Source organism: Mesorhizobium sp. WSM3879 (genome assembly GCF_002294915.1).
Lineage (GTDB): Bacteria > Pseudomonadota > Alphaproteobacteria > Rhizobiales > Rhizobiaceae > Mesorhizobium.
Window position 1 is genome coordinate 41330 of sequence record NZ_NSFZ01000010.1, and the last position, 22682, is coordinate 64011.

The 22682-nt window shown below is 63.9% G+C and carries 19 protein-coding genes; 7 read left to right on the forward strand and 12 right to left on the reverse strand.

The window, feature by feature from the left end:
- Positions 1–54 precede the first annotated feature (54 nt).
- Positions 55–642, reverse strand: coding sequence for an XRE family transcriptional regulator (locus tag CK218_RS21635; RefSeq protein ID WP_179294566.1), 588 nt, complete (start codon positions 640–642; stop codon positions 55–57).
- Positions 643–877: 235 nt separating this feature from the next.
- Between CK218_RS21635 and CK218_RS21640 the strand changes: the two genes are divergently transcribed.
- On the forward strand, positions 878–1582 hold the full coding sequence (locus tag CK218_RS21640) for a nitroreductase (RefSeq protein ID WP_066999610.1): 705 nt from the start codon (positions 878–880) through the stop codon (positions 1580–1582).
- 27 nt (positions 1583–1609) lie between these two features.
- Here CK218_RS21640 and CK218_RS21645 read toward each other — a convergent pair whose 3' ends face one another.
- The 5 genes from CK218_RS21645 to CK218_RS21665 form a co-directional block, all read right to left on the reverse strand.
- Complete coding sequence (locus CK218_RS21645; RefSeq protein WP_095828836.1) at positions 1610–3052, reverse strand: MFS transporter; 1443 nt, start codon at positions 3050–3052, stop codon at positions 1610–1612.
- Positions 3053–3250: 198 nt separating this feature from the next.
- Positions 3251–3838 carry a sarcosine oxidase subunit gamma gene (locus tag CK218_RS21650; protein WP_095828921.1) on the reverse strand — a complete coding sequence of 196 codons (588 nt, stop codon included), beginning with the start codon at positions 3836–3838 and terminating at the stop codon, positions 3251–3253.
- Between the two features lie 22 nt (positions 3839–3860).
- Entirely contained in the window at positions 3861–6854 is a 2994-nt protein-coding gene (locus tag CK218_RS21655) for a sarcosine oxidase subunit alpha (protein ID WP_095828837.1), read from the reverse strand.
- Positions 6851–7144 carry a sarcosine oxidase subunit delta gene (locus CK218_RS21660; protein WP_067329272.1) on the reverse strand — a complete coding sequence of 98 codons (294 nt, stop codon included), beginning with the start codon at positions 7142–7144 and terminating at the stop codon, positions 6851–6853. The genes CK218_RS21655 and CK218_RS21660 overlap by 4 nt, the downstream gene beginning before the upstream one ends.
- 12 nt (positions 7145–7156) lie before the next feature.
- Positions 7157–8416 (reverse strand): sarcosine oxidase subunit beta, encoded by a 1260-nt coding sequence (locus CK218_RS21665; protein ID WP_095828838.1) that lies wholly within the window; start codon positions 8414–8416, stop codon positions 7157–7159.
- Between the two features lie 205 nt (positions 8417–8621).
- On the opposite strand from CK218_RS21665, the gene CK218_RS21670 reads away from it, so the two are divergent.
- The 5 genes from CK218_RS21670 to CK218_RS21690 all read left to right on the forward strand — a co-directional run bounded on the left by CK218_RS21670 (position 8622) and on the right by CK218_RS21690 (position 15798).
- Positions 8622–11111: a mechanosensitive ion channel family protein gene (locus tag CK218_RS21670; RefSeq protein WP_095828839.1), complete on the forward strand. Its 2490-nt coding sequence runs from the start codon at positions 8622–8624 to the stop codon at positions 11109–11111.
- Positions 11112–11253: 142 nt separating this feature from the next.
- Complete coding sequence (locus CK218_RS21675) at positions 11254–11517, forward strand: hypothetical protein (RefSeq protein WP_179294567.1); 264 nt, start codon at positions 11254–11256, stop codon at positions 11515–11517.
- 322 nt (positions 11518–11839) lie between these two features.
- A complete protein-coding gene (locus CK218_RS21680; RefSeq protein WP_095828841.1) occupies positions 11840–14401 on the forward strand; it encodes an FAD-dependent oxidoreductase in 2562 nt (853 codons plus the stop codon).
- Between the two features lie 92 nt (positions 14402–14493).
- A complete protein-coding gene (locus tag CK218_RS21685) occupies positions 14494–15342 on the forward strand; it encodes a DUF1194 domain-containing protein (protein WP_067329284.1) in 849 nt (282 codons plus the stop codon).
- Positions 15343–15456: 114 nt separating this feature from the next.
- Positions 15457–15798 (forward strand): peptidase inhibitor family I36 protein, encoded by a 342-nt coding sequence (locus tag CK218_RS21690; RefSeq protein WP_095828922.1) that lies wholly within the window; start codon positions 15457–15459, stop codon positions 15796–15798.
- Positions 15799–15941: 143 nt separating this feature from the next.
- Here CK218_RS21690 and CK218_RS21695 read toward each other — a convergent pair whose 3' ends face one another.
- The 3 genes from CK218_RS21695 to CK218_RS21705 all read right to left on the reverse strand — a co-directional run bounded on the left by CK218_RS21695 (position 15942) and on the right by CK218_RS21705 (position 17877).
- A complete protein-coding gene (locus CK218_RS21695; protein ID WP_348626470.1) occupies positions 15942–16880 on the reverse strand; it encodes a GlxA family transcriptional regulator in 939 nt (312 codons plus the stop codon).
- Between the two features lie 340 nt (positions 16881–17220).
- Entirely contained in the window at positions 17221–17355 is a 135-nt protein-coding gene (locus tag CK218_RS31430; RefSeq protein ID WP_082980636.1) for a hypothetical protein, read from the reverse strand.
- 336 nt (positions 17356–17691) lie between these two features.
- A complete protein-coding gene (locus CK218_RS21705; RefSeq protein WP_066999640.1) occupies positions 17692–17877 on the reverse strand; it encodes a hypothetical protein in 186 nt (61 codons plus the stop codon).
- A gap of 220 nt (positions 17878–18097) precedes the next feature.
- Here CK218_RS21705 and CK218_RS21710 point away from each other — a divergent pair, with 220 nt between their 5' ends.
- On the forward strand, positions 18098–18997 hold the full coding sequence (locus tag CK218_RS21710) for a LysR substrate-binding domain-containing protein (protein ID WP_066999645.1): 900 nt from the start codon (positions 18098–18100) through the stop codon (positions 18995–18997).
- A 1-nt stretch (position 18998) separates the two neighbouring features.
- On the opposite strand, the gene CK218_RS21715 is transcribed toward CK218_RS21710, so the two are convergent.
- The 3 genes from CK218_RS21715 to CK218_RS21725 form a co-directional block, all read right to left on the reverse strand.
- Complete coding sequence (locus CK218_RS21715; protein ID WP_095828842.1) at positions 18999–19958, reverse strand: alpha/beta hydrolase; 960 nt, start codon at positions 19956–19958, stop codon at positions 18999–19001.
- A gap of 248 nt (positions 19959–20206) precedes the next feature.
- Positions 20207–20392 carry a hypothetical protein gene (locus tag CK218_RS21720; protein WP_067329623.1) on the reverse strand — a complete coding sequence of 62 codons (186 nt, stop codon included), beginning with the start codon at positions 20390–20392 and terminating at the stop codon, positions 20207–20209.
- A 185-nt stretch (positions 20393–20577) separates the two neighbouring features.
- On the reverse strand, positions 20578–22647 hold the full coding sequence (locus CK218_RS21725) for an ASKHA domain-containing protein (RefSeq protein ID WP_095828843.1): 2070 nt from the start codon (positions 22645–22647) through the stop codon (positions 20578–20580).
- Positions 22648–22682: the final 35 nt, after the last annotated feature.

Here is a 22682-nt window from a genome sequence, read left to right on the forward strand (position 1 = left end):
ACGCAGGCCCTGTCCCAAAGACCGCTGCACAGTTTTGGGCGCCATGCATTTGGTTCAGTACACCGGTGGCGAAACCACCCAGATGACGACCGCCGGCTCGGCGCCAGGATTGCGCCAGCGGAACGGCTTGCCTTCGAAGCGGAACGAGTCGCCTTCGCTGAGCCGATGCCAGACGCCACCGATCTCGAGTTCGAAAGTGCCCGACGCGACGTAGCCCGCTTCCTCGGTCGGACGCCGTGCTTCGGTGTTCAGTTCCGCGCCCGGCGCGAAGACCGAGCGCAGCATCTCGAAGCTACCGCCAAGATCGGGCGACAGAAGCTCCTCCACGAGGCCCGATTCGCTTGTGCCAAGCGAGCGGCGGCTGCCGGCGCGCACAACCACGCCGCGCTCCTCTTCGGCAGGCACATCATGGCTAAAGAACAGGCTAAGCGGCACTCCGAACAGTTCGGCGAAGGCCCGCAGATCACCAAGCGAAGGGACCGACAGGCCGCGCTCGACCTGGCTGACCCAACCTACCGAGCGGTCGAGCTTCAGAGCGATCTCGGCAAGCGTCAACCCGCGGGCCTTGCGCAGTGCGCGGATGTCGCCGGCCAGCAGCCGCTCGCCATTGTCCTGCTCCGATCTGATGGCGGTCGAGGTCACCCGCTCCTCGTGAAAAAATCTGCTCAAATTTCATGAAAAAGCAAGCGCATGAAAAAATCAAGTGAATTTTCATGCTACGCAAGATTTGCTTGCGCCATTTTGGCGGTTGATGCAAAGCCTCGCCATCGAACGGCGAGTGGGGCGTCCGGTCGAGGACCAGTTAGTTATTTGTGTCTGCCTATGGTCGTTGCGGGAATCGGGTTGCCGGGTCCAGCCATGCGTGAAGGGACGGCCCATGCTGGAGAAGAATAACCGGAGCGCGCTCGACGCAGCGATCGTCGACGAGGCGATCATGTCGCGCCGGTCGGTACGCGCGTTTTTGCCCGACATGGTCGACGACAGCACAATCCGCGCCATCCTGACGGTCGCGGCAAGGGCACCCTCGGGCACCAACATGCAGCCCTGGCGTGTCTATGTGACCAAGGGCGAGGTGAAGCGGCGCATCAGCGACGCCATCCTCAATTCGGGCATCCGCGCCGAAAAGGCCGAATGGGACGAGTACCGTTACTATCCCGACCAGTTCTTCGAGCCCTATCTCAGCCGGCGTCGCGCCAACGGTTTCGGTCTCTACGGCGCGATCGGCATCGGCCGACGCGAAGTCGACAGGATGCGGGCGCAGCACGACCGCAACTTCGTCTTCTTCGACGCGCCGGTCGGCCTGATCTTCACGGTCGACCGGCGGCTGAACAAGGGCTCGTGGATCGACTACGGCATGTTTCTGCAGAACATCATGGTCGCGGCACGGGGCAGGGGCCTGCATACCTGTCCGCAGGCGGCTTTCGCGCCCTATCACCGGCAGATCCGCCCGGTGCTCGACATTCCCGACGAGGAGATCGTGGTCTGCGGCATGGCACTCGGCTATGAGGACACGTCCAAGCCCGAGAACGAATTCCGCACCGACCGCGCGCCGCTCGAAGACTGGGTGACGTTCGCGAAGTAGCTCCGGCGCGGACCGCAGCCCGATGTGCTAATCCGTGCTGATATGCCCGCCATGGCCGCTGACATGGGCACCGTCCTGCGGGGTGAGCCTGAAATAGGCGAGCAGCGCGCAAAGCGTGATCAAGCCTTCGACAACGAACAGGAGCCGGTAGTCGTTGACGCTCGCCTGGCCGCCGCCGGCGAGCAGTGAGAGCATCGCAGCGGCCAGACCGACGCTGATCGCCACCGCCAGTTGCCAAAGGATGTAGTATAGGGCGCTGAAGCGCGAGAGCTGCTCGGGCGCGATGTCCGAGTAGGCGAGGTTGCCGGTCGAGGCCCACTGCACCGAACGGAAAAGGCCGAAGGCGAAGATGTAGGCAAGCACGATCCAGGTAGGCGTGCTTTCCTGCATCAAGGCAAAACCGGCGACCAGCAGGGCGGCGATCGGCGTGTTGACGATCAGAACCCGCTTGAAGCCGAAGCGGTTCAAGATGCGCGGCATGAAGAACCGCATAAGCAGCGAGCCGATCGCCGCGACGAAGGTCAGCGATCCGGCCTGCACCGCGCTCATGCCGAAGCCGAGCTGGAACATCAGCGGCAGCAGGAAGACAACGGAGCTTAGCCCTATCGTGTCGAGCCCGCCGCCGGTCAGAAAGCTGATGCGGAAGGTGCGGATACGCAGCAGATTGAGGTCGAGCAAAGGGTTTCGGGCCCGCAGACAATAGAAGGCGGCGACGGTGAGGATGGCGATTGCCAGGCCAAGCTCGACGCCGATAATGCTGGCGGCGGCGTCCTTCGCGGCAAGCGAATCCATGCCGAAGACGAGCAGCGCCATGCCGCCGCCGACTAGCAGGAAGCCGGGAAAATCGAAGGGCGTGCGGACCGGCTTGGTGGTCGTGGGGAACAGCGAGGCCGCGAGCAACGCGGCCGTCAGCGCGATCGGTATGTTGATGTAGAAGATCCAGCGCCACGAGACGTAAGTGGTCAGCGCGCCACCGACGAGGGGCCCGACCAGCGGGCCGGACTGGCCGGCGAGCGAAATATACATGTTGATCCTGAGCGTGCGGTCGCGCGGAAAGCTCGACAGGATCACGACCTGCCCGAGGCTGCCCATCAGCGCACCGCCGAAGCCCTGCAGCGCGCGAGAGCCGACCAGCATCCAGATGTTTTCCGACAGGCCGCAGAGGGCCGAGGCGCTGGCGAAGACCAGCAGCGCAAAGCAATAGACGTTGCGCAGGCCGAAGCGGTCGGCCAGCCAGCCGCCGAGCGGCATCGTGACGATGAGGCTCGCGACATAGACGGTGATCAAAAGCCCGAGCTGGCTGGGCGGGCGGCCCAGGCTTTCGCCGATGCCGGGCAGCGCGGTCACAATGACATTCTGGTCGAGGCTGGTCATGAACACGCCGCAGGCGACGGTCGCCGGCAACAGCAGCGACGGGTCACCCGCCGGAGCAAAGCGGGTCGTGGCTGTCGCCGTAGTCTCTGCGGTCATGGAAGGATGTTGTCGAACCGGTTGCCTGAGGCTCCGAGAGCCCACGTTGCCTTATCTATCGTCTTCGCTGGCCCAAGGCTCAAGCAGCAGTTGTGGCCGTCGATAGTGCCACGCGCCGGCTGAACCAATCCCCGAGTGCTGCCTGCTCAGAAGCAATTCGGCACGGAAAACCGCCGCGCAATTTTCCTGGAATTGCGCTCAGTGCACCTCGTAGCCGACTTCCTCGCTCGCGTGGCACAAGGCCTTCCAAAAGGAGCGCGCGAAGGAGCGGAACACATAGATGTCAAATTGGTCGCCACCGGTGCGCTGGATCTGTGCAAAGACATCGTGGTGGTTGGTCGAGCGGCCGGCGCCGAGCGGCAAGGCCGGCAAGGCGAAGTCGATAGCGAAGAGTTTCGCCATCACCCACTCCGCTTTGGGCCCAGAAATGCGAATCGCGGTACGGCCATGCGAGAGATCGGTAATCGTGCCGATGGAGGGCGTGATGAGGCCCGTGAACGCGGAAGCCAAGCCCTCGGCCTCGTCAACCACCGTGAATTTGCCCGGCGCGAATCCGAACGCGGCTTTCGCGCCGTTGACGACGCCGCCGCCGGCTCCATCCGGCAGGGCAAGGCCTGTCATCTTGTATATGCCGGACATCAGCCGCTTCTCCTCGCCCGGCCATGCTGCGAGCTGCAGGATCGAGCCCGGCCGCGTTTCGGACAGGATAACGTCAACGCCATGCTCGAAATTGCCGTGCGAGCCTGGATGATAGACCGGTTCAAGCGGCGACAGGCGCTCAGGCAATTGCCGCCCGGGAAGTTGTCGTTCAACCATGCATGCGGCTCCCGTCCGGATTGTAGAAATGGTTGGAGACGATCTCGACCGGCCCGAACCGGTTGCGCAGCGGATCGGAGACGAAGGCGCGCGTGCCGTGGCGCCCCTTGCCGCCTTTGACCAGCGCAAGCGCTATGTATTTGCCGAGCGCCGGCGAATAGCAGCAGGCGGTGATATGACCGATCGAATCGTGCGGGTTCTCTGCGTCCAGTTCCTCGACGATATGTCCGCCACCGTTGAGCGCGCGGTTGTCGAGAGCGATCAAGCCGACCAGTTCCAGCCGGTCCGGAGCGATCAGCCCTTCGCGGTCCATCATGGCGGAACCGATGAAGGGCTTCTTCTTCGACAGCATCCAGTCGAGATGCAGGTCGCGCGCCGTGGTGCGGCCGTCGATCTCCGCGCCGGTGACGTGGCCCTTCTCGATGCGCATGGTGCCAAGCGCCTCGAGCCCGTAGGCGACCAGGCCGAAAGGCTTGCCGGCCTCGATGAGAGCCTCCCAAACGCGTATTCCATAGCCGGCGCCGGAATAGACCTCGAAGGCCATCTCGCCGGAGAAGGAGAGGCGGCAGATCATCACCGGCACGCCGGCGATCTCACCGTGCACAATGCCCATGAAGGGAAGCGCGGCGTTGTCGACGGCCGTGCCCTTCACGCAGGCAGCAAGGATCGCCCTGGCTTTCGGTCCCCCGATCGCGGCCCCCGCCCACTCGTCGGTGACGGAGGTGACGGTGACCTTCAGTTCCGGCCAGATCACGTCGAGGAAATATTCCAGATGCTGCATCACCTTGCCGGCATTGGCGGTGGTGGTGGTCATCAGGAAATCCTGTTCGCCAAGCCGCCATGTGGTGCCGTCGTCGAAGGCAAGCCCATCCTCGCGCAGCATCAGACCGTAGCGGGCCTTGCCGACCGCGAGGGTGGAAAACATGTTCGTGTAAACGCGGTCGAGGAATTCCGCCGCATCCGGGCCCTGAACGGCGATCTTCCCAAGCGTCGAGACATCGACGATGCCGGCGCTCTCACGCGTTGCCGCGGCCTCGCGGACATAGGCCTGCTCGACCGTCTCGCCGGCGAGACCGTAGATCATCGGGCGGTACCAGAGACCGGCCGCATACATGGTTGCGCCGTTGTCGATGTGCCAGTCGTGCATCGGCGTGAGCCGCTCGGGCTTCAGGTCGCCGAAGCGCTCGGCCGCCAGCGAGCCGATCGACACGGCCGTGTAGGGCGGCCGGAACCGCGTCGTACCGACTTCGGGGATCGGCTTGCCCAGCGTCTCGGCCATGATGGCGAGGCCCGGCACGTTGGAGTTTTTGCCCTGGTCGGTCGCCATGCCGAGCGTTGTGTAGCGCTTCAGATGCTCGACCGAGACGAAGCCCTCGCGGTGCGCGAGCCGCACATCCTCGGCGGTCACGTCGTGCTGGAAATCGACGAAGCTTTTGCCCTTGGCCTTGATCTCGAAGACCGGTGCCGGATCCGGTTCGCCGGCGACGGCCTCGACGACGAGTAGCGGAGCGGAGGACGCGCTTCCGCCGGCGGCCTGAAGGCCAGCCGCGCGGCCTTCGGCAATGGCTTCCGCGGTCGTGAAACTGCCGGTGAAGGCGCCGGCGCCGATCCAGCGCTGCGTCGGCTGCGGCGGCAGGAAGGCCTGCCTGGCAGGGTTCCATATGGCCCTGGCTCCAGCCTGGCTGGCGAGATGGATCGTCGGTGACCAGCCACCCGACATCAACAGGCAGTCGGCATGGATGCTGCGCTCATCGCCGCTCAGCGCGCCGTTCATCAATTCGAAGCGCCGCACCTTGAGACCGGTGAGCGCCTTGCCGCCTTCGGTCGCAACCACGGCATGGCCGGCAAGCAGCTCTGCTTCGGCCTGGCTCGCCAGCCTGCTCATCTCGTTCGACACGTCGCTGCGGACATCGACGATGGCGACGACGGCGGCCCCGGCCTTCTTCAGTGCAACGGCGGAACGATAGGCGCTGTCATTGTTGGTGAACAGTGCGATGCGTTCACCGGGCAGCACGCCATATTCATTGGCGTAGCGTTCGGCCGCATGCGCCAGCATGACGCCCGGACGATCGTTGCCGGGGAATACCAGCGGACGCTCGAAGGAGCCGGTGGCGAGAACCACCGTTTTGGCGCGGATCGCCCAGTAGCGCTGGCGCGGCTCGCCCTTGGCCGGAACTTCCTTGTGGTCCGTCACCCGTTCGAGCGCGGCCAGCGTGTTGCCGTCGTAATAGCCCCACACCGTCGTGCGCGGCAGAAGGCGGACATTGTCATTGCCTTCGAGCTGGCCGACGATGCGCGCCGCCCAGTCGGCTGCCGACGCCCCGTCGATGGTTTCGCCCGACCAGTTGGCGGAGCCGCCGAACTTTGCTTCGAGCTCGGCCAGGATCACGCGGGCGCCCTGGTCGGCCGCGGCCTTCGCCGCCATCAGCCCGGCCGGGCCGGAACCGACGACCAGCACGTCGCAGAAGGCGTTCATGCGCTCGTAGCGCGAGGTATCGGGCGCGGTGCCGGCTCTGCCGAGGCCGGCGGCGCGGCGGATGAAATGCTCGCAGAACATCCAGAAGCGCGTGCCTTTCAACGGGCCGATCACCGGTCCCATGAAGGTCTTGTAATAGAAGCCGGCCGACAGGAGCTTGCCGCCGAGCTGGTTGAGCGCGCCGATATCCCAGGCGAGCGAGGGGGAGCGGTTCTGGCTGACCGCGACGAGCCCGTCATAGATCTCGACCATGGTGGCGGAAATGTTGGGCTCGCGCACCTCGCCGCGCAGCACCGTCACCAGAGCGTTCGGTTCCTCGACGCCGGCGGCGAGCAGGCCGCGCGGGCGATGGTATTTGAACGAACGGCCGAACAGCGTCACGCCGTTGGCGAGCAGCGCCGAAGCGAGCGTGTCGCCGGCGTGTCCGGTATAGCGCGCGCCGTCGAAGGTGAAGCGGATGGTGCGCAGCCGGTCGATGCGGCCGCCGGTTTCTGTGCGGCGAGGGCTCACTGGTGGCCTCCCGCTTTGTGGCCCGCGGACTTGTGTCCGCCACGGGCAAAGGCAGTGCTCAGGATTTCATGGGTTAAGGTGTTTCGCACCACCCGCAGATGCGCGCGGCAGCCGCCGGAATGCTGCCAGATCTCATTGTGGTCGCCGGCCGGGTTCAGCCGGTCGTAGACATAGGCATTCCAGGCGTCGAGATCCTGCGAGGCCGGCTGCGGCCGCTCGCGGTTGCCGTCGCCCTGGTAGGTGAACTCAATGACATCGCGCGGGCCGCAATAGGGACAAGTGATCAGCATATGATTCGAAACCTAATGCAGCCGCGGCGTCGCGCCCTGGCCTTTGTCGTCGATGATGAGGCCGCGATAGAAACGGTCGAGCGTGAAGGGCGCGTTGAACTCGTGCGGCTCGTCCTTGGCGATGGTCCAGGCAAAGCACCAGCCTGAGGCTGGTGTCGCCTTGAAGCCGCCATAACACCAGCCGCAATTGAGATACATGCCGGGCAGCGGGCCGGCGGTGATGATCGGCGAACCGTCCATCGTCATGTCACAAAGCCCGCCCCAGGAGCGCAGCATGCGCACCCGCGCCAGGCCCGGGAACAGTGCCAGCATCTCGCTCATCACCTCGTCGACGACGGGCAGGCTGCCGCGCTGGGCATAGCTGTTGTAGCCGTCGAGGTCCCCACCGTAGACGAGGCCGCCCTTGTCGGATTGCGAGATGTAGAAGTGGCCCATGCCGAAGGTGAGCACGGTGCCGATGATCGGCTTCAGCGATTCCGAGACGAAGGCCTGCAGAACGTGGCTTTCGATCGGCATATGCGAAATGCCGGCAAGCTGCATGACTTGGCCGGTGCTGCCGGCCACCGCAAGCGCCACCTTCTTGGCGCGGATATCGCCGCGCGTCGTCGTCACACCGGTGATGCGGTCGCCGTCGCGCAGGAAGCCGGTGACCTCGCAATTCTCGATGATGTCGACGCCGCGCCGGTCGGCGCCGCGCGCATAGCCCCAGGCGACGGCGTCGTGGCGCGCGGTTCCGGCACGCGGCTGCATCAGCCCGCCAAGGATTGGAAATCGCGCCGAGCCCGAAACGTCCAGGGCCGGAACAAGTCGCTTGATCTCTTTGACGCTCATCAGCTCGGCGTCGACGCCGAGATGACGCATGGCATTGCCGCGCCTTGCATAGTCGTCGAGCTGAGCCGGCGTGTGCGCGAGGTTCAGGCAGCCCCGCTGCGAGAACATGACGTTGTAGTTGAGGTCATGCGACAGGTTCTCCCACAGCTTCATCGAATGCTCGTAGAAGCGGGTGTTCTGCGGCAAAAGATAGTTGGAGCGCACTGCCGTGGTGTTGCGGCCGACATTGCCCGAGCCCAGCCAGCCTTTTTCCAGCACAGCGACATTGGTGATGCCGTGCTCCTTGGCGAGGTAATAGGCGGTCGAGAGCCCATGGCCGCCGCCGCCGATGACGATCACATCATAGGAGGCCTTGGGGTCCGGCTTGCGCCAGGCCGGTTTCCAGTCCTGGTTGCCGTTGAGCGCGTTCTTGAGCAGCGAAAAGGCTGAGTATTCCGCCATTCTTCCTGTCGTCCTTTTGGTGCGAGCCGGCAGACTATAGAGCAGGCGAGAAGCGCAAAGCCAAGATTGCGCCATCGCTTTTCGACAGGCCGACTTCGATCCGCGCCGAGGCCCGCGGATGGAGACGTCTTGCCGCTTGATAGGCCGGTCTTTATCAAGGGCGGGATTTTCGAAGATTTTTCGGCCGTGAGTCGCCCGTCACGTCATGATTTTCCGACTGCTCCGCCTGATCCTGATCGCCATTGTCGCCGTCGCGGCGCAGTCCTCGCCCGGCGCGATGGCGCAGGCGATCGGCCAGGGCTCCACGCAGCTCATCGCCGACCAGACCAAGGCCATCCAGGATCTGACGGCCAAGACCGACGGACTGGAGAACAAGTTAAGCGCCCCAGACCAGGACGACGCCGGCCTTGTCGATATCCGCTTGCAGCTCGAGGATATTTCACGGGCAGCGCTGAACAGCGCGCTCGCGTTCCGATCACGCCTCAACGACATCAATGCGCGCATCCAGGTATTGGGGCCGCCGCCGGCCCAGGGGCAGCCGCCGGAGCCGGCGATCGTCGCCAACGAGCGCGCGGCGCTTACGGCCGAGAAGGCCGAGATCAACGCCGTGGTCGCCGGCGCGCAGAACCTGTCCATCCGCATCAGCGGGCTGGTCGACAGGATCGCCACGCTACGCAGTCAGCTTTTCCGCAGCGTTCTGACGAAACGCTACGAGTTGAGCGATGCGCTGAGCCCGCAGGCCTTTTCCGACGCGCACGACCAGTTCACCGGCCTCTATAAGGCGGTGGCGTCCTGGCTCACCTTCGCATTGAAGTTCAAGTTCCAGGCGATGCTTGCGGCGACGCTGATGGCGCTGGCGCTGGCGGCCGTGCTGCTGATCGGCGGCAGGCGTCTCTTCGGCCGCATCTTCGAGGCCGATGCTTCGGTCGAAGAGCCGTCGTACCTGAGCCGGCTTTCGGTGGCGTTCTGGTCGACGCTGCTGCCGACCGTGGCGCTCGGCGCGTTCCTCGCCTCGACCGTGTTCTTCTTCAACTATTACAACGTCCTGCGCGGCGACATCGGCGAATTCCTCAACGCGCTGCTCTCGGTCGTCGCGGTGGCGTTCTGCGTCAACCGGCTGACCAATGCCGCCCTTGAGCCGCGGCTGCCGAACTGGCGGCTTACTCCAGTGGCAACCGGACCGGCGCGTTGGCTGGTGCGGCTGGCCACCGCCATGGCCGTGGTCCTCGGCTTCAACTACTTCCTGTCCGTCGTCAACGAGAAGATGGGCTCGCCGCTGTCGCTGACGATCGCCAGGAGCTTCGTTGCCACCGTCATCGTGGGCGTCATCCTGATCCTGATGGGAGTGCTGAAGCCTTTCAGAGCGAGGGACGGCTCGTGGCGCCCGTGGCCGGCCTGGCTTCGCTTCATTGCCATCGGGCTCGGCGTCTCCACAATCGCCGCGGCACTGCTCGGCTATATCGGTCTTGCTCTTTTCGTCTCTATTCAGGTCGTCGTCACCGGCACCACGCTGATCACCGCCTATATCGGCTTCCTGTCGGCGCGGGCGATCGGCGAGGAGGGCGGTTTCGCCGACACTTCGGTCGGGCGCTGGCTGTCAGCCAATTCCAGCTATGAGGACACCGCGCTCGACCAACTTGGCCTGGTGGTCAGCATCGCCATCAACCTGATGATTGTGCTGGTGTTCTTGCCGCTGATCCTCTTGATGTGGGGCTTCCAGCCCGGCGATATCGAAACCTGGGCCTTTAAGCTCGCAACGGGCGTGACCATCGGGTCGGTCACCATCTCGGTGCTCGGCATCCTCACCGGCGTCGTCGTCTTCGCCATCGGCTATTTTCTCACGCGCTGGTTCCAGGGCTGGCTCGACGGCTCGGTCATGGCGCGCGGCAAGGTCGACACCGGCGTGCGCAATTCAATCCGGCTGGCGGTTGGCTATGCCGGCGTCGCGCTTGCAGCGCTGGTCGGCATATCGGCGGCGGGCATCGATCTTTCCAATCTGGCGCTGGTCGCCGGCGCACTTTCGCTGGGTATCGGCTTCGGCTTGCAGAACGTCGTCTCGAACTTCGTCTCCGGGCTGATCCTGCTTGCCGAGCGACCGTTCAAGGTCGGGGACTGGATCGTCGCCGGCGACATCAGCGGCACGGTCAGAAAGATAAGCGTGCGCGCCACCGAGATCGAGACGTTCCAGCGCCAGTCGGTGATCCTGCCGAACTCGAACCTCATCAACAATGCGGTCGGCAACTGGACGCACCGCAACAAGCTTGGCCGCGTCGACATCAAGGTGGGCGTCGCCTATGGCAGCGACGTCAAGCGCGTCCACGCCATCCTGCTCGGCATTGCCCGCGCCCATCCGATGGTGCTCAAGAACCCCGAACCCTTCGTGCTGTTTGCCAATTTCGGCCCGGCTGCACTGGAATTCGAGATCCGCGTGTTCGTCGCCGACGTGTTGAACGGCAGCATCGTCCAGAACGACATCCGATTCGCGATCTTCGACATCTTCGAAGACGAGCACATCGAGATCCCGTCGGCGCCCCGCGCCGCGGTCGAGAGCAAGAAGCATGAGCCATGGCCGATCGACGACGACAAGATCGAGGCCGAATTCGCCGAACGCGAGCGGCTGGAAGCGGAGGCCGCGGCCGAGCAGGCGCGTCTGGCTAAAACCAAGAGAAGAGGCCGCAAGCCCGACCCCGACTAGCTTTGGCGGCCGCCGAAGCCGATTGTGGCATGAATGCGGCATTCAGTTGCGGTTCACGTTACATCTCATATAAGCTCTCACGCAAAGGGCGAGAATGCCTTGCGAAATTGAACAGAGGCGGTGTGGAAACACCGGAATTGCAATGTGGAAGTCTGTCGTTGCCGCCGTCGCTTTCCTGGCCCTTAGCGGTTCGGCTTTTGCCGCCAGCGTGGTCAACAAGGACGCCCAGACGCGGACGTTGATCGTGACCGAAGGCGGCGGCAAGACCGAGCTGGCGCTGGCCGCCGGCGAGACTGTGGAGTTCTGCCCGAATGGCTGCTTCGTCACCCTGCCCAATGGTGATCTCGAAGCGCTGACCGGTTCGGAAACGGTCGAGATCTCCGGCGGCGTTGCGCGGATCAAGTAAGAACTCCTTGAATATGATCGGCAAGGCCGGGCGTTTGTCCGGCCTTTTATCGTTTCCGGTAGCCGCTGCTTAACGATAACGCCGGAAGTGTTCCCGTCGTGGTTAAGCTCAAGGCTGCCAGCTGCCAGGTCGGCTTCCAGGCCGAGGACTTCTGGGCTTTCGCCTGAGCGAAATCGCATGTGGAGCCGAGCCGGCGCGGCGGGTCGCGCGGCATCCGCGATGTGTCGCAAACAGGCGGTAGCTCAACCTGCGTCCTCTGCATATTCTGGCGCAATTCGAACGGGCGCCGGCGCGCCCGCTTTAGCACTTTGGAGTCGCGGGCATGGCAGAGTTTCCGAAAAAGGCGAAGGTCGTCATCGTCGGTCTTGGCGGTATTGTCGGCGCGTCGGTCGCCCATCACCTGATCGAGCGCGGTTGGGACGACATCGTGGGCATCGACAAGTCGGGCATCCCGACCGATATCGGCTCGACCGCGCATGCCTCGGACTTCTGCTACACGACCAGCCACGATTTTCTCTCCTGCTGGACGACGCTCTATTCAATCGATTTCTACGAGAAGATGGGGCATTACGCGCGCATCGGCGGCCTCGAAGTCGCGCGCGTCGGCGACGACGGCCGCATGGACGAGATCAAGCGCAAGATTGCTTCCGCCAAGGCATTCGGCACCCGCGCGCGCCTGATCGAGCCGGCCGAGATCAAGCAGAAGTTCCCGCTGATCGAGGAGCATCTTGTGCAGGGCGGGTTGTGGGACCCCGACGCCGGTCTCGTCATCCCGCGCTCGCAGACGGTGGCCGGCAAGCTCGTCGACCAGGGTGTCGCTTCCGGCAAACTCCAGGCTTTCGCCAACACCTCGGCCAAGGACCTGATCGTCGAGAACGGCCGCATCAAGGGCGTCGTGACCGAGCGCGGCACTATCGAAGCCGATTATGTGGTCGTCTGCACCGGCATTTGGGGCCGGCTGACCGCGGCACTGGTCGGCGAAGACCTGCCGGTCATGCCGATCGACCACCCGCTGACCTTCTTCGGCCCGTATAACGAGTTCGCCGGCACCGGCAAGGAGATCGGCTGGCCGCTGCTGCGCGACCAGGGCAACTCGGCCTATATGCGCGACACCGGGGATCCCAAGACCGCGGAGGGCGGGCAGATCGAATGGGGCTATTACGAGGAGACCAATCCGCGCCTTTGCCATCCGCGCGACCTGCTGGAAAAAGACCAGGCGCGGCTCTCGCCCTCGCAGCGCGACCTCGACATGGAGCAGATCATGGCGCCGCTGGAGCGCGCCATGGAACTGACGCCGATCCTCGGCGAGCTCGGTTACAATGAAGGCCATTCCTTCAACGGCCTGCTGCAGGTGACGACCGATGGCGGGCCTTCGATGGGCGAAAGCCAGAAGGTCAGGGGCCTCTGGTACGCCGTCGCCATCTGGGTCAAGGACGGCCCGGGCATGGGCAAGCTGATCGCCGACTGGATGACTGACGGCCGCACCGCGATCGACCATCACGCCATCGACTATGCGCGCTTCTACCCGCACCAGACGAAGGAGGAGTTCATCTGGGATCGCTGTACCGAGACGGCGATGAAGGTCTACAATCCGGCGGTGCATCCGCGCGAGCCGTTCTCCAAGGGCCGCAACATCCGCCGCTCGCCGTTCTGGGAGCGCGAGAAGGAACTCGGCGGCTACTTCATGGAGCTGGGCGGCTGGGAGCGCGCCCATGGCTATGCCGCCAACGAGCATCTCCTGGAAAAATACGCCAACCGCGTGCCGGTGCGCGAGAGCGAGTGGGACAACCGCCATTTCTGGCGCGTCTCCAATGCCGAGCATCTGGCGATGAGCGAGGATTGCGGCATCGTCAACCTGTCGCATTTCTCGATGTACGACGTCGAAGGCCCTGACCATGTTGCGCTGCTGGAATGGCTGTGCGCGGCCAAGATCGGCGGCGACAACAATATCGGCAAGGGCATCTACACTCACTTCCTCGATGAGGAGGGCATGGTGCGCGCCGACTTCACCGTGATCCGCATGGCCGATCGCTGCCGCGTCATCGACGGCGCCGACGCCGGGCCGCGCGACTTCCGCTACATGCAGCGCACCGCGCAGGACAAAGGTTTCGATGTCACTGTCACCGATGTCACCGAAAAATACGTCACCATCGGCATCTGGGGACCGAATGCGCGCACGACGTTGCAGAAGGTGGTCGAGGACCCGAACGGGCTGACGCCTGAGAATTTCCCGTTCGCGGCGATCAAGCCGATCAGGATCGGCGGCAAGGACGTCACCGCCTTCCGCATCTCCTATGTCGGCGAGCAGGGCTGGGAACTGCATATGCGCTACGAGGACGGGCTCGCCGTCTGGGACGCGCTGCGCTCGACCGGTGTGATGCCGTTCGGCGTCGAGACCTACGCCAACACGCGCCGCATGGAGAAGAGCCTGCGGCTGCAGAACGCCGACCTCTTGACCGAATACAATCTGCTCGAGGCAGATCTTGCCCGCCCGAAGGTCAAGGAGAACGACTTCTGCGGCAAGGCCAAGCACCTGGAATATCGCGCCCGCGAGCATCAGCCGGCTATGCTCTGCACGCTGGTGATGACCGAGAACACCGATTCCAAGGGCGTCGCGCGCTATCCGGTCGGCATCATGCCGGTGCAGGATCCCGCGACCGGCGAGACGCTGGTCGACGAGCTCGGCCGGCGCTCCTTCACCACGTCGGTCGCCTACGGCCCGACCATCGGCAAGAACATCGCGCTCGCCTATCTGCCCTGGGCCTACTGCCAGGAAGGTCGCAAGCTGCAGGTGGAGTATTTCGGCGAGACCTATCCGGTCGAGGTGGCCGGCGTCGGCTACAAGCCGCTTTACGACCCGGAGAATCTCAAGCCGCGCAGCTAAGCGAGCGCGCGTTCGTCCGGATTGGTGGAAGGCCCGGTCGACGCCGGGCCTTTTTGCTTTGTTCATGCGCGATTATCGCTTACCGTTGCGTCATGTCCGCTTTGGGCCGAACAAGGCATTGGCTTTCCGGCGCCGCCGCGCTGGCGCTGCTCCTCGGCCCGCCCACGCGATCGAGTGCGATAGAGCCGGTCGATGTCGAGCTGGTGCTCGCAGTCGATGTTTCGCTCTCCATGTCGCCGGCCGAACTCGAGATCCAGCGCCGTGGCTATGCGGCGGCACTGACGGATGACAACGTGCTCAAGGCCATCGCCGACGGCGTCCACGGCAAGATCGCGGTCACCTATGTCGAGTGGGCCGGCACCAGATGGCAGCGGGTCGTCGTACCGTGGACAGCGATTGCCAATCGCGCCGACGCCGAACGGGTCGTTGCGCAGATGAACGCACGTCCGCCGGACAGCGCGCGACGTACTTCGATCTCCGGCGCGCTGGCCTTCGGCAGCGACCTTTTCGCCGAAAGCGGCTTTCAGGGGACCAAGCGCGTCATCGACGTTTCGGGCGACGGACCCAACAACCAGGGCGCGCCGGTCGACATCACGCGCGACGAGGTGGTGAGGCAGGGCATCACCATCAACGGACTGCCGCTGATGACAAGGGGCGGGTACGGCGGCGCCTTCGACGTCGCCAATCTCGACCGCTACTACAGCGACTGCGTGATCGGCGGGCCGGGCGCCTTCATGATCCCGGTCAACGACTGGACGCAATTCCCGGAAGCGATCCGCCGCAAGCTGGTGCTCGAGCTCGCCGGCCCGGCTTCGCGGCAATGGGCGGCAGAAGAGGCGGCTCACCCGCCGGTCGTGCTTGCCGACGACAGGCCGGCCGCCGATTGCCTGGCCGGTGAGAAGATGTGGCGCAACCGCGGCTGGATGATGGATAGCCGGTGACGGTCGGCAAGCTCCGCCGGAGCGGGGTTCGGACTTGCTTCCTCGTGTGGCACAATGGCAAAATGTGATCGGGCCGGCGCCATCGCGCAACGCGATGAAATGAGGAAATATTACATGAAACGTTTGGTCATCCTGGCGGCACTTGCGTCGACAATATCTGCCGGAAGCGCCAGCGCCCAATTTTACGGCGAGGCCGCCTGCGTGCTGTTCGAGAATGCGAACTTCCGCGGACGCTCGCTTGCAATGGGTCCTGACGACGCCGTCAATTTCCGGGGCGGCTTCTGGAACGACCGCGTTTCCTCGGTGCTGGTGCGGCGGGGCTGTACGCTCGTCGCCTATGAGAATGCAGGAAGGCGCGGCCGCTCGATCGAGCTCAACCGCAGGGTCCGCGATTTCGGAGGTTCCGGCTGGAACGACCGCATCTCGTCCGCGGAGTGCTATTGCGACCGATATTGAGCTGGTCGAACCTGCCAGCGGTCATAACGCAACGCTCAAAAACAGCCCGGAATTCTCGGCGCTGAAGGCGCAGTTGACCGAAGACATCCGCATTGAGGCGATACGGACCACACAGCCGCCGTAGGTTTTCGTAGCCTTGTCGCTTAGGCGGCCAGCAACTGCTTGCGGTCGACGCGCTCCTGCTGCGGCGAGCGGGCATAGAGCTCGCGGTAGCATTTGGAGAAGTGCGAGGCCGAGACGAAACCGCAGGCGACAGCCACTTCCACCACGGGCAGCGACGACTGGATGAGCAAATGCCTGGCGCGGTCGAGCCGGATCTCGAGATAGTAGCGGGCAGGCGAGCGGCCCATCTCGGTGCGGAAGAGGCGCTCGATCTGCCGGCGCGACAGATCGACATGGTCGGCGATCTCGATCAGCGACAGCGGCTCGGAGAGGTTCGCCTCCATCAATTCAATGATGGTCAGCACCTTGGAATTCTGCACACCGAGACGGGCGCGCAGCGGCAGGCGCTGGCGATCCGTCGGGCTGCGCACGCGGTCGGTCAGCACCTGCTCGCAGACGCGGTTGACGAGGCTTTCGTCGAAGTCGTCGCCGATCAGCTTTAGCATCATGTCGAGCGCCGCGGTGCCGCCTGCGCAGGTGTAGACATTCTGGTCGATCTCGAAGAGGTCGGCGAAGACGTTGGCCTTGGGAAAGGCCTCCGAGAAGCCCGGCAGGTTTTCCCAATGGATGGCGCAGCGCTTGTTGGAGAGCAGGCCCGCGGCCGCCAGGATGTGCGCGCCGGTGCACAGGCCGCCCACGGCGACGCCGCGGTTGTATTCCTCGCGCAGCCAGGCGAAGGCCGACTTGTTATGATAGCGCTCGACATTCATGCCGCTGCAGACGATCGCCATGTTCGGGCGGTCCGGCCCGGCCATCTTCCTGCGCTCTTCCTCGAGCGAGGTGTTGACGGCGCATTCGACGCCGTTCGAGGCGCGCACGGGCTTGCCGTCGATACTGGCCAGGCGCCAGCTATAAGCCTCGTAGCCGAGCATCCGGTTGGCCGAGCGGAGCGGGTCGAGCGCCGTTGCGAAGGCGATCATGGTAAAGTCGGGGATGAGGAAGAACACAAACGATCTCTTGATCGGGTGCTTTACGGCATTCACGGGAAACCTCACGCGGCCATGACGCGAACAGAATGTCGCTAATAGCATAGCGACATCAGGAAAAATCATTCCTGTCAATCGGCTAGACGGCTAAGCGACGATTAAATTTGCGACACGGGTCGCAAACGGGCAATCGTCGATGGCGCGAGACCGAAGGTTGCTACTTCAGGTTCCAACGAATGCGCCGTCAGAAGAAAAACGCCGCCACGGCGGAGCCGGGCGACGTTGAATTTCATTCAGCGCGACGGCAAACCAGGTGCCGTTCGAAACTGCTGTCTCAGGCAACGAAGCCGAGGCGAGCGGCAGCCATGGCGCCGGTCTGGCCGGGCATGGTCTTGGCAAGACGCTGACGCTCAAGAGCGGTCGTCAGGTTCATTTCGCGACGGGGGAACAGGCGGGCAAAGAGCTTCATCATCATCTCCATTTGGTTGCTCAGACGGGTCGCCTTCGCTTAATGGAGTGGGGCAGCTCGTTTTTGCTGGCGTTGATATAGGCCTGCTTCAGTCAAAACTAAATCGCAAAAACGAAGCGCTTGTTATGAAAAGCGACATCCCACGCGACATTTTTGAGCTCCGTGTTCGAAATTTACTATTATTTACAGCGGTTTATTTCGAAACGGACCCCGCTATGCGAGTGCTTCATATGCGTCATGCGACGGCCGCATGGCTGGAAAAGTCATTTGAGTACAAACAAAAAGGGCCTGCCGGTCTGACACGCGGCAAGCCCTTAGCACGTGATGCACACTTATTTACTTGGCTCCGGCCCAGGTTCCCACGCCGTAGCGCAATCCAGTCTTGGCATCGGCGGCTTCCGGCCAGCCGATATCCTTCTGCAGTTCGATCGGCAGCGCATGGATTGCGCGTTCGGTCTGGTAGCGAGCGCGGGCGGCGCTGAATTCGGTCGCGAGCCGACCGATAGACGACAAGATAGACATTTTCTTTCTCCTCGATTCGGGCAGGGAGGCGCCCGGCAATGGGTTACGTCAGGTCTGTTTCAGCTTCATTTCATGTCGATCGCAGGTCTGTATCATGGTCGTTCGATGGCTGCTTTTGGCAGCATCCTGCATCGATCGAGTTGACTATGCGCTCGAAGTGATGTTCAATCAAACGAAATGGAATGATCATTTGCATCAGAAAAATTGAAAGCAAGCTCCGATGAACGCCCCACTCAACCATCCTTTGCCGCTGCTCGATCTCGACGTGCTGCGCACCTTCGTGGCGATCGCCGAGACCGGCAGCTTCACCACCGCCGCGAATGCGGTCTTCCGCACCCCCTCGGCGGTCTCCATGCAGATCAAGAAGCTCGAAGACATTCTCGGCCGTTCCGTCTTCGCGCGCGACGCGCGCTCGGTGACGCTGACCACGGACGGCGAGATGCTTCTCGGCTATGCCCGGCGGCTTTTGTCGATCAACCGCGAAGTGGTGTCGAAGTTCATCATTCCCGACATTGTCGGTGTGGTCAGGCTTGGCTCTCCGGACGACTATGGCGAGCGCGTGCTGCCTCACGTGTTGAAGCGCTTCGCGCAATCGCATCCGTCGATCGCCGTCGACGTCACCATCGACCAGAGCGTCAATCTGCGCCGCCGCATGGACGACCGTGCGCTCGACATCACGTTGCTCACCAATTCCTACAAGACCAGCGCGGTCGGCGCCGAGGTGCTGCTAACCGAGCCGATCGTCTGGGCCGGCGCCAAGGGCGGCTGCGCGCATCTGCGCGAACCGCTGCCGGTTTCGCTTTGGGAAGAAGGCTGCGCCTGGCGGGCCGGCGCCCTGGAAGCGCTCGGCCGGGAAGGTCGCAACTACCGCATCGCCTATATGAGCGCTCATACCGCCGGCCAGCGCGCCGCCATCATGGCTGACCTTGCCGTCGCGCCGCTGCCGAAGTCCTTCCTCGGTGACGAGATGGTTTCTCTGGGCGCGAAGGACGGCATGCCCGATATCGGCACCTACAATCTCGCCATGGTGGTGGCACCCGATGCCAGTGCGCCGGTGAAGGCGGTTGCCGACCACATCCGTGCGACCTTCGAACTGTTCCGGGAAACCGGCAAGTTCTGAGCTATTCGGCCGCCGGCGCAGGTCGCGCCGCATAAGTGGTTCGGCGCGATGCATGGGCTCGCTGCGGTAGGATCTCGGCGGTGAGGAAGTCGACGATGCTGTCACGTGCGCGCCGCGCTTCCGGCATATCGATCAGCGGCCAGACGTGGAACATGCCTTCCTCGTAGACGACATCGACCTCGACGCCTGCGGCGCGCGCCCGTTCGGCGAAGATCAGATTGTCGGGGCTGAGCAGGTCGCGCGAGCCGGTGAGCAGCAGCGTCTTCGGCAGCACCGAGAGATCGCCGTAGAGCGGGCTGATGTGCCAGTCGGAGCGGTCGATGCCGGCGCTGTAGAGCCGGATCGCCTCGAGCCCGCCGGGGATGCCCAGCCAGGGGTCGTTGCGTTCGGCTTCGAACACTTCCGGATTGGACAAGGACATATCGAGGCCGGGCGAGATCAGCACGTGGCGCGCCGGCGAGGGCAGGCCTTCCTCGGCGGCCATCATGGTGAGCACGACTGCCATGTTGCCGCCGGCGGAATCGCCCATGAAGACGATGTTCTCGGCATTGGTCTCTTGCAGCATGCGCCGGTAGACGTCGCCGACCATGCCGAACATGTCATGGAAATTGTGCTCCGGCGCGATCGGATAGATCGGCACGGTGATGCCGAAGCCCAGCCGCTCCGCCATCTCGGCAATCAGCACCCAGTGATAGGACGTGATCTGAAAGACGAAGGCGCCGCCATGCAAATAGAGGATACGCCGGCGCTCGCCCGATTTCGGTGCGATCTGATAGACGGGGAAACCATCGACGCTGGTCTCGGCGATATCCAGCCGCGCCCTCAGAAGAGCCGGCGGATGATAGTCTTCGGTCTTGCGGGCGTAGGCGATCCAGCGCTGCAGATTCTCGGGACTGGAAAAGGCCTTCTTGCGGCTGTGCCTGAGAATGAACGAAACGACGTGGCTTTTCAAACTGGGCATACGGAACACGGATCGGTCGAGCCGACTAAGAGAAATTCCCCCTGCTATGCGAAGATTGTAGCTCGGTTGAAAATGTCAAGGTTCGCAGCGGGCACATCGGCGTGATGCGACGCCGGTCGCGTCAACGGCGCCCTGGCAGCAGCGGCGCCCTGGCAGCAGCGCGGCGCGCAACTTGTTGTCGCCGGTCGCCGAGGCCGCTTGCCGGCCTCGGCGCTTGCCGAGCAGCTTACATTTGTCGGCGAAGGTCATCAGCGGGCGGTTCCCAGGAGCAGCGCGTGCAGGGCTGCCTGCGGGTCGCTCGGCGGCGAAGCCGGCCAGCCGATATCCTTCTGCACATGCACGGGCAGGTCGTTGAGCGCGCGGATCGCCTTGCTCCGGGCATGAGCCTGCCTGATGGTCACGCCGAAGCGGCCGAGGTTATCGAACATCGACATAGTGGGTTCCTCCGGAAGGTCGCGCCGGCTCGAAGACATTTCGCGCCAGCCCTTCGATGGCGGGCTAAATGCGCCCGGCATGTTTCCGGCGGATTTCACGAAAACAGCGTTCCGGTTTCCGGATCGATGGATCCGGAAACGTTTGCATGCATACGAACCAAAGATAGGCTTCGGGCGAAGGGAACCTATTCGCGCCCGCGCCGCGCCGCCCGTTCCTCGCGCGAGCGCCGGCGCGGGGTGGCGTCGCCCGCGGTGCCATCCTCGCCGACCGTCTTGCGCGGCGGCAGCTTCACTGCGGCCGCGAGCTTCGGGAAAGGGTCAACCTTGTTCGGCAGCGCCATGGCGTAGACGAAGTGCTCCTGGAATTTAGGCTCCAGCGCGGTTTCGATCTTTTCGATCCTGCTCACCGTCTCCTCGATCTCACGGCGGTAGCCGCGATTGAGGAGCGCCATGCGCGCGCCGGCGCCGGCGGCGTTGCCGACGGCCGAGACCTTGTCGAGATCGCAATCGGGAATGAGCCCCAGCACCATGGCGTATTTCGGGTCGATGAAAGAACCGAAGGCACCGGCGAAATGGATGCGGTCGACATGGTCGGTGTGCTGCTTTTCCATCAACAGCTTGGTGCCGGCGTAGAGCGCCGCCTTGGCGAGCTGGATGGCGCGCACGTCGTTCTGGGTGATGGTGATCTTCGGCTCGCCGTCCTTCAGCACATAGGAGAAGGTGCGGCCGTAGGCGACGATGCGCGGCGAGCGCGCACCAAGCGATCCGTCGACGACGCCGTCCTCGGAGATGATACCGGCGAGATACATCTCGGCCACCACTTCGATGATGCCGGAGCCGCAAATGCCGGTGACGCCGGTCGCCTGAACGCTTTCGGCAAAGCCCGGCTGATCCGACCAGAGTTCCGAACCGATGACGCGGTAGCGCGGCTCAAGCGTGTCGGGATCGATGCGCACGCGCTCGATGGCGCCGGGCGCCGCGCGCTGGCCGCCGGAAATCTCGGCGCCCTCGAAGGCCGGGCCGGTGGGAGAGGAGGCCGCAACGACGCGCGTGCTGTTGCCGAGCACGATCTCGGCATTGGTGCCAACGTCGACGATCAGCATCATCTCGTCCTGGCGGTGCGGACCCTCGGAGAGCGTGACCGCGGCTGCGTCGGCGCCGACATGGCCGGCGATACAAGGGAGCATATAAAGGCGCGCGCCCTGGTTCAGTTTCAAGCCGAGATCGGAGGCCTTGATGCGCACGGCGCCGGAAACGGCGAGCGCGAACGGCGCGCCGCCGAGCTCGGTCGGATCGATGCCGAGAAACAGATGATGCATGATCGGATTGCCGACGAACACCGCGTCGAGGATGTCGTTGCGCTGGACATTGCCTTCCGCACAGACCTTGTCGACCAGTCCGGAAACGGCCTCGCGCACGGCGACCGTCATGCCCTCGCGGCCGTCCGGGTTCATCATCACGTAGGAGACGCGGCTCATCAGATCCTCGCCGAAGCGGATCTGCGGATTGGAGGTGCCGGAAGAGGCGGCGACGCGGCCCGACAGCAGCGACACGAGATGCATGGCAATGGTCGTCGAGCCGATGTCGCAGGCGAGCCCGTAGGCCTCGTTCTTCAGGCCTGGCCACAGCGCGATGACGCGCGCGATGTCGCTGTCCGCATCCTTGTGGATGGCGGCGGTGGCGGTCCAATTGCCCTTGCGCAGAATGCCCTGCACTTGCGGCATGAGATAGAAGTCGAACTCGACGTTCTTGAAACCCCAGTCCTTCATCAAGGCGATCTTGAGTCGGTCGAGGTCGCCGAGCGGCTTGTGCATGTCGGGCTCTTCAATCTCGACATAGCACATGCGGATTGCCGTATCGCGAGCGATAACCCTGGTGTCGGCTGCCTTGCGGATGGTCTGGGCGTTGATGACCGTGTCCTGCGGCACGTCAATGACGAGGTCGCCGAGAATCTGCGCCGAGCAGGAGAGGCGGCGGCGCTCGGGCAGGCCGCGCACGCGCTCGTAGCGCTCTTCCTTGGCGCCCTTGGGCGAGATGTGGTCGTTGGCAGAGACGATCTTGTGCTTGGCGAAATTGCCTTCCTGCACCTCGATCTGGCAGCGCCCGCAAGTGGCGCGGCCGCCGCACACGCTCTCGACATAGACGCCGAGCTGGCGCGCGGCGTCCAGCACCGGCGTGCCAACGGGAAACCGCCCGCGCTTGCCTGACGGCATGAACAGCACAAGCGGATCGGTGATGTTGGGCGGGGGATTCATGCTGGCACGCGTCTCGATGGCAATTGCCGATACCG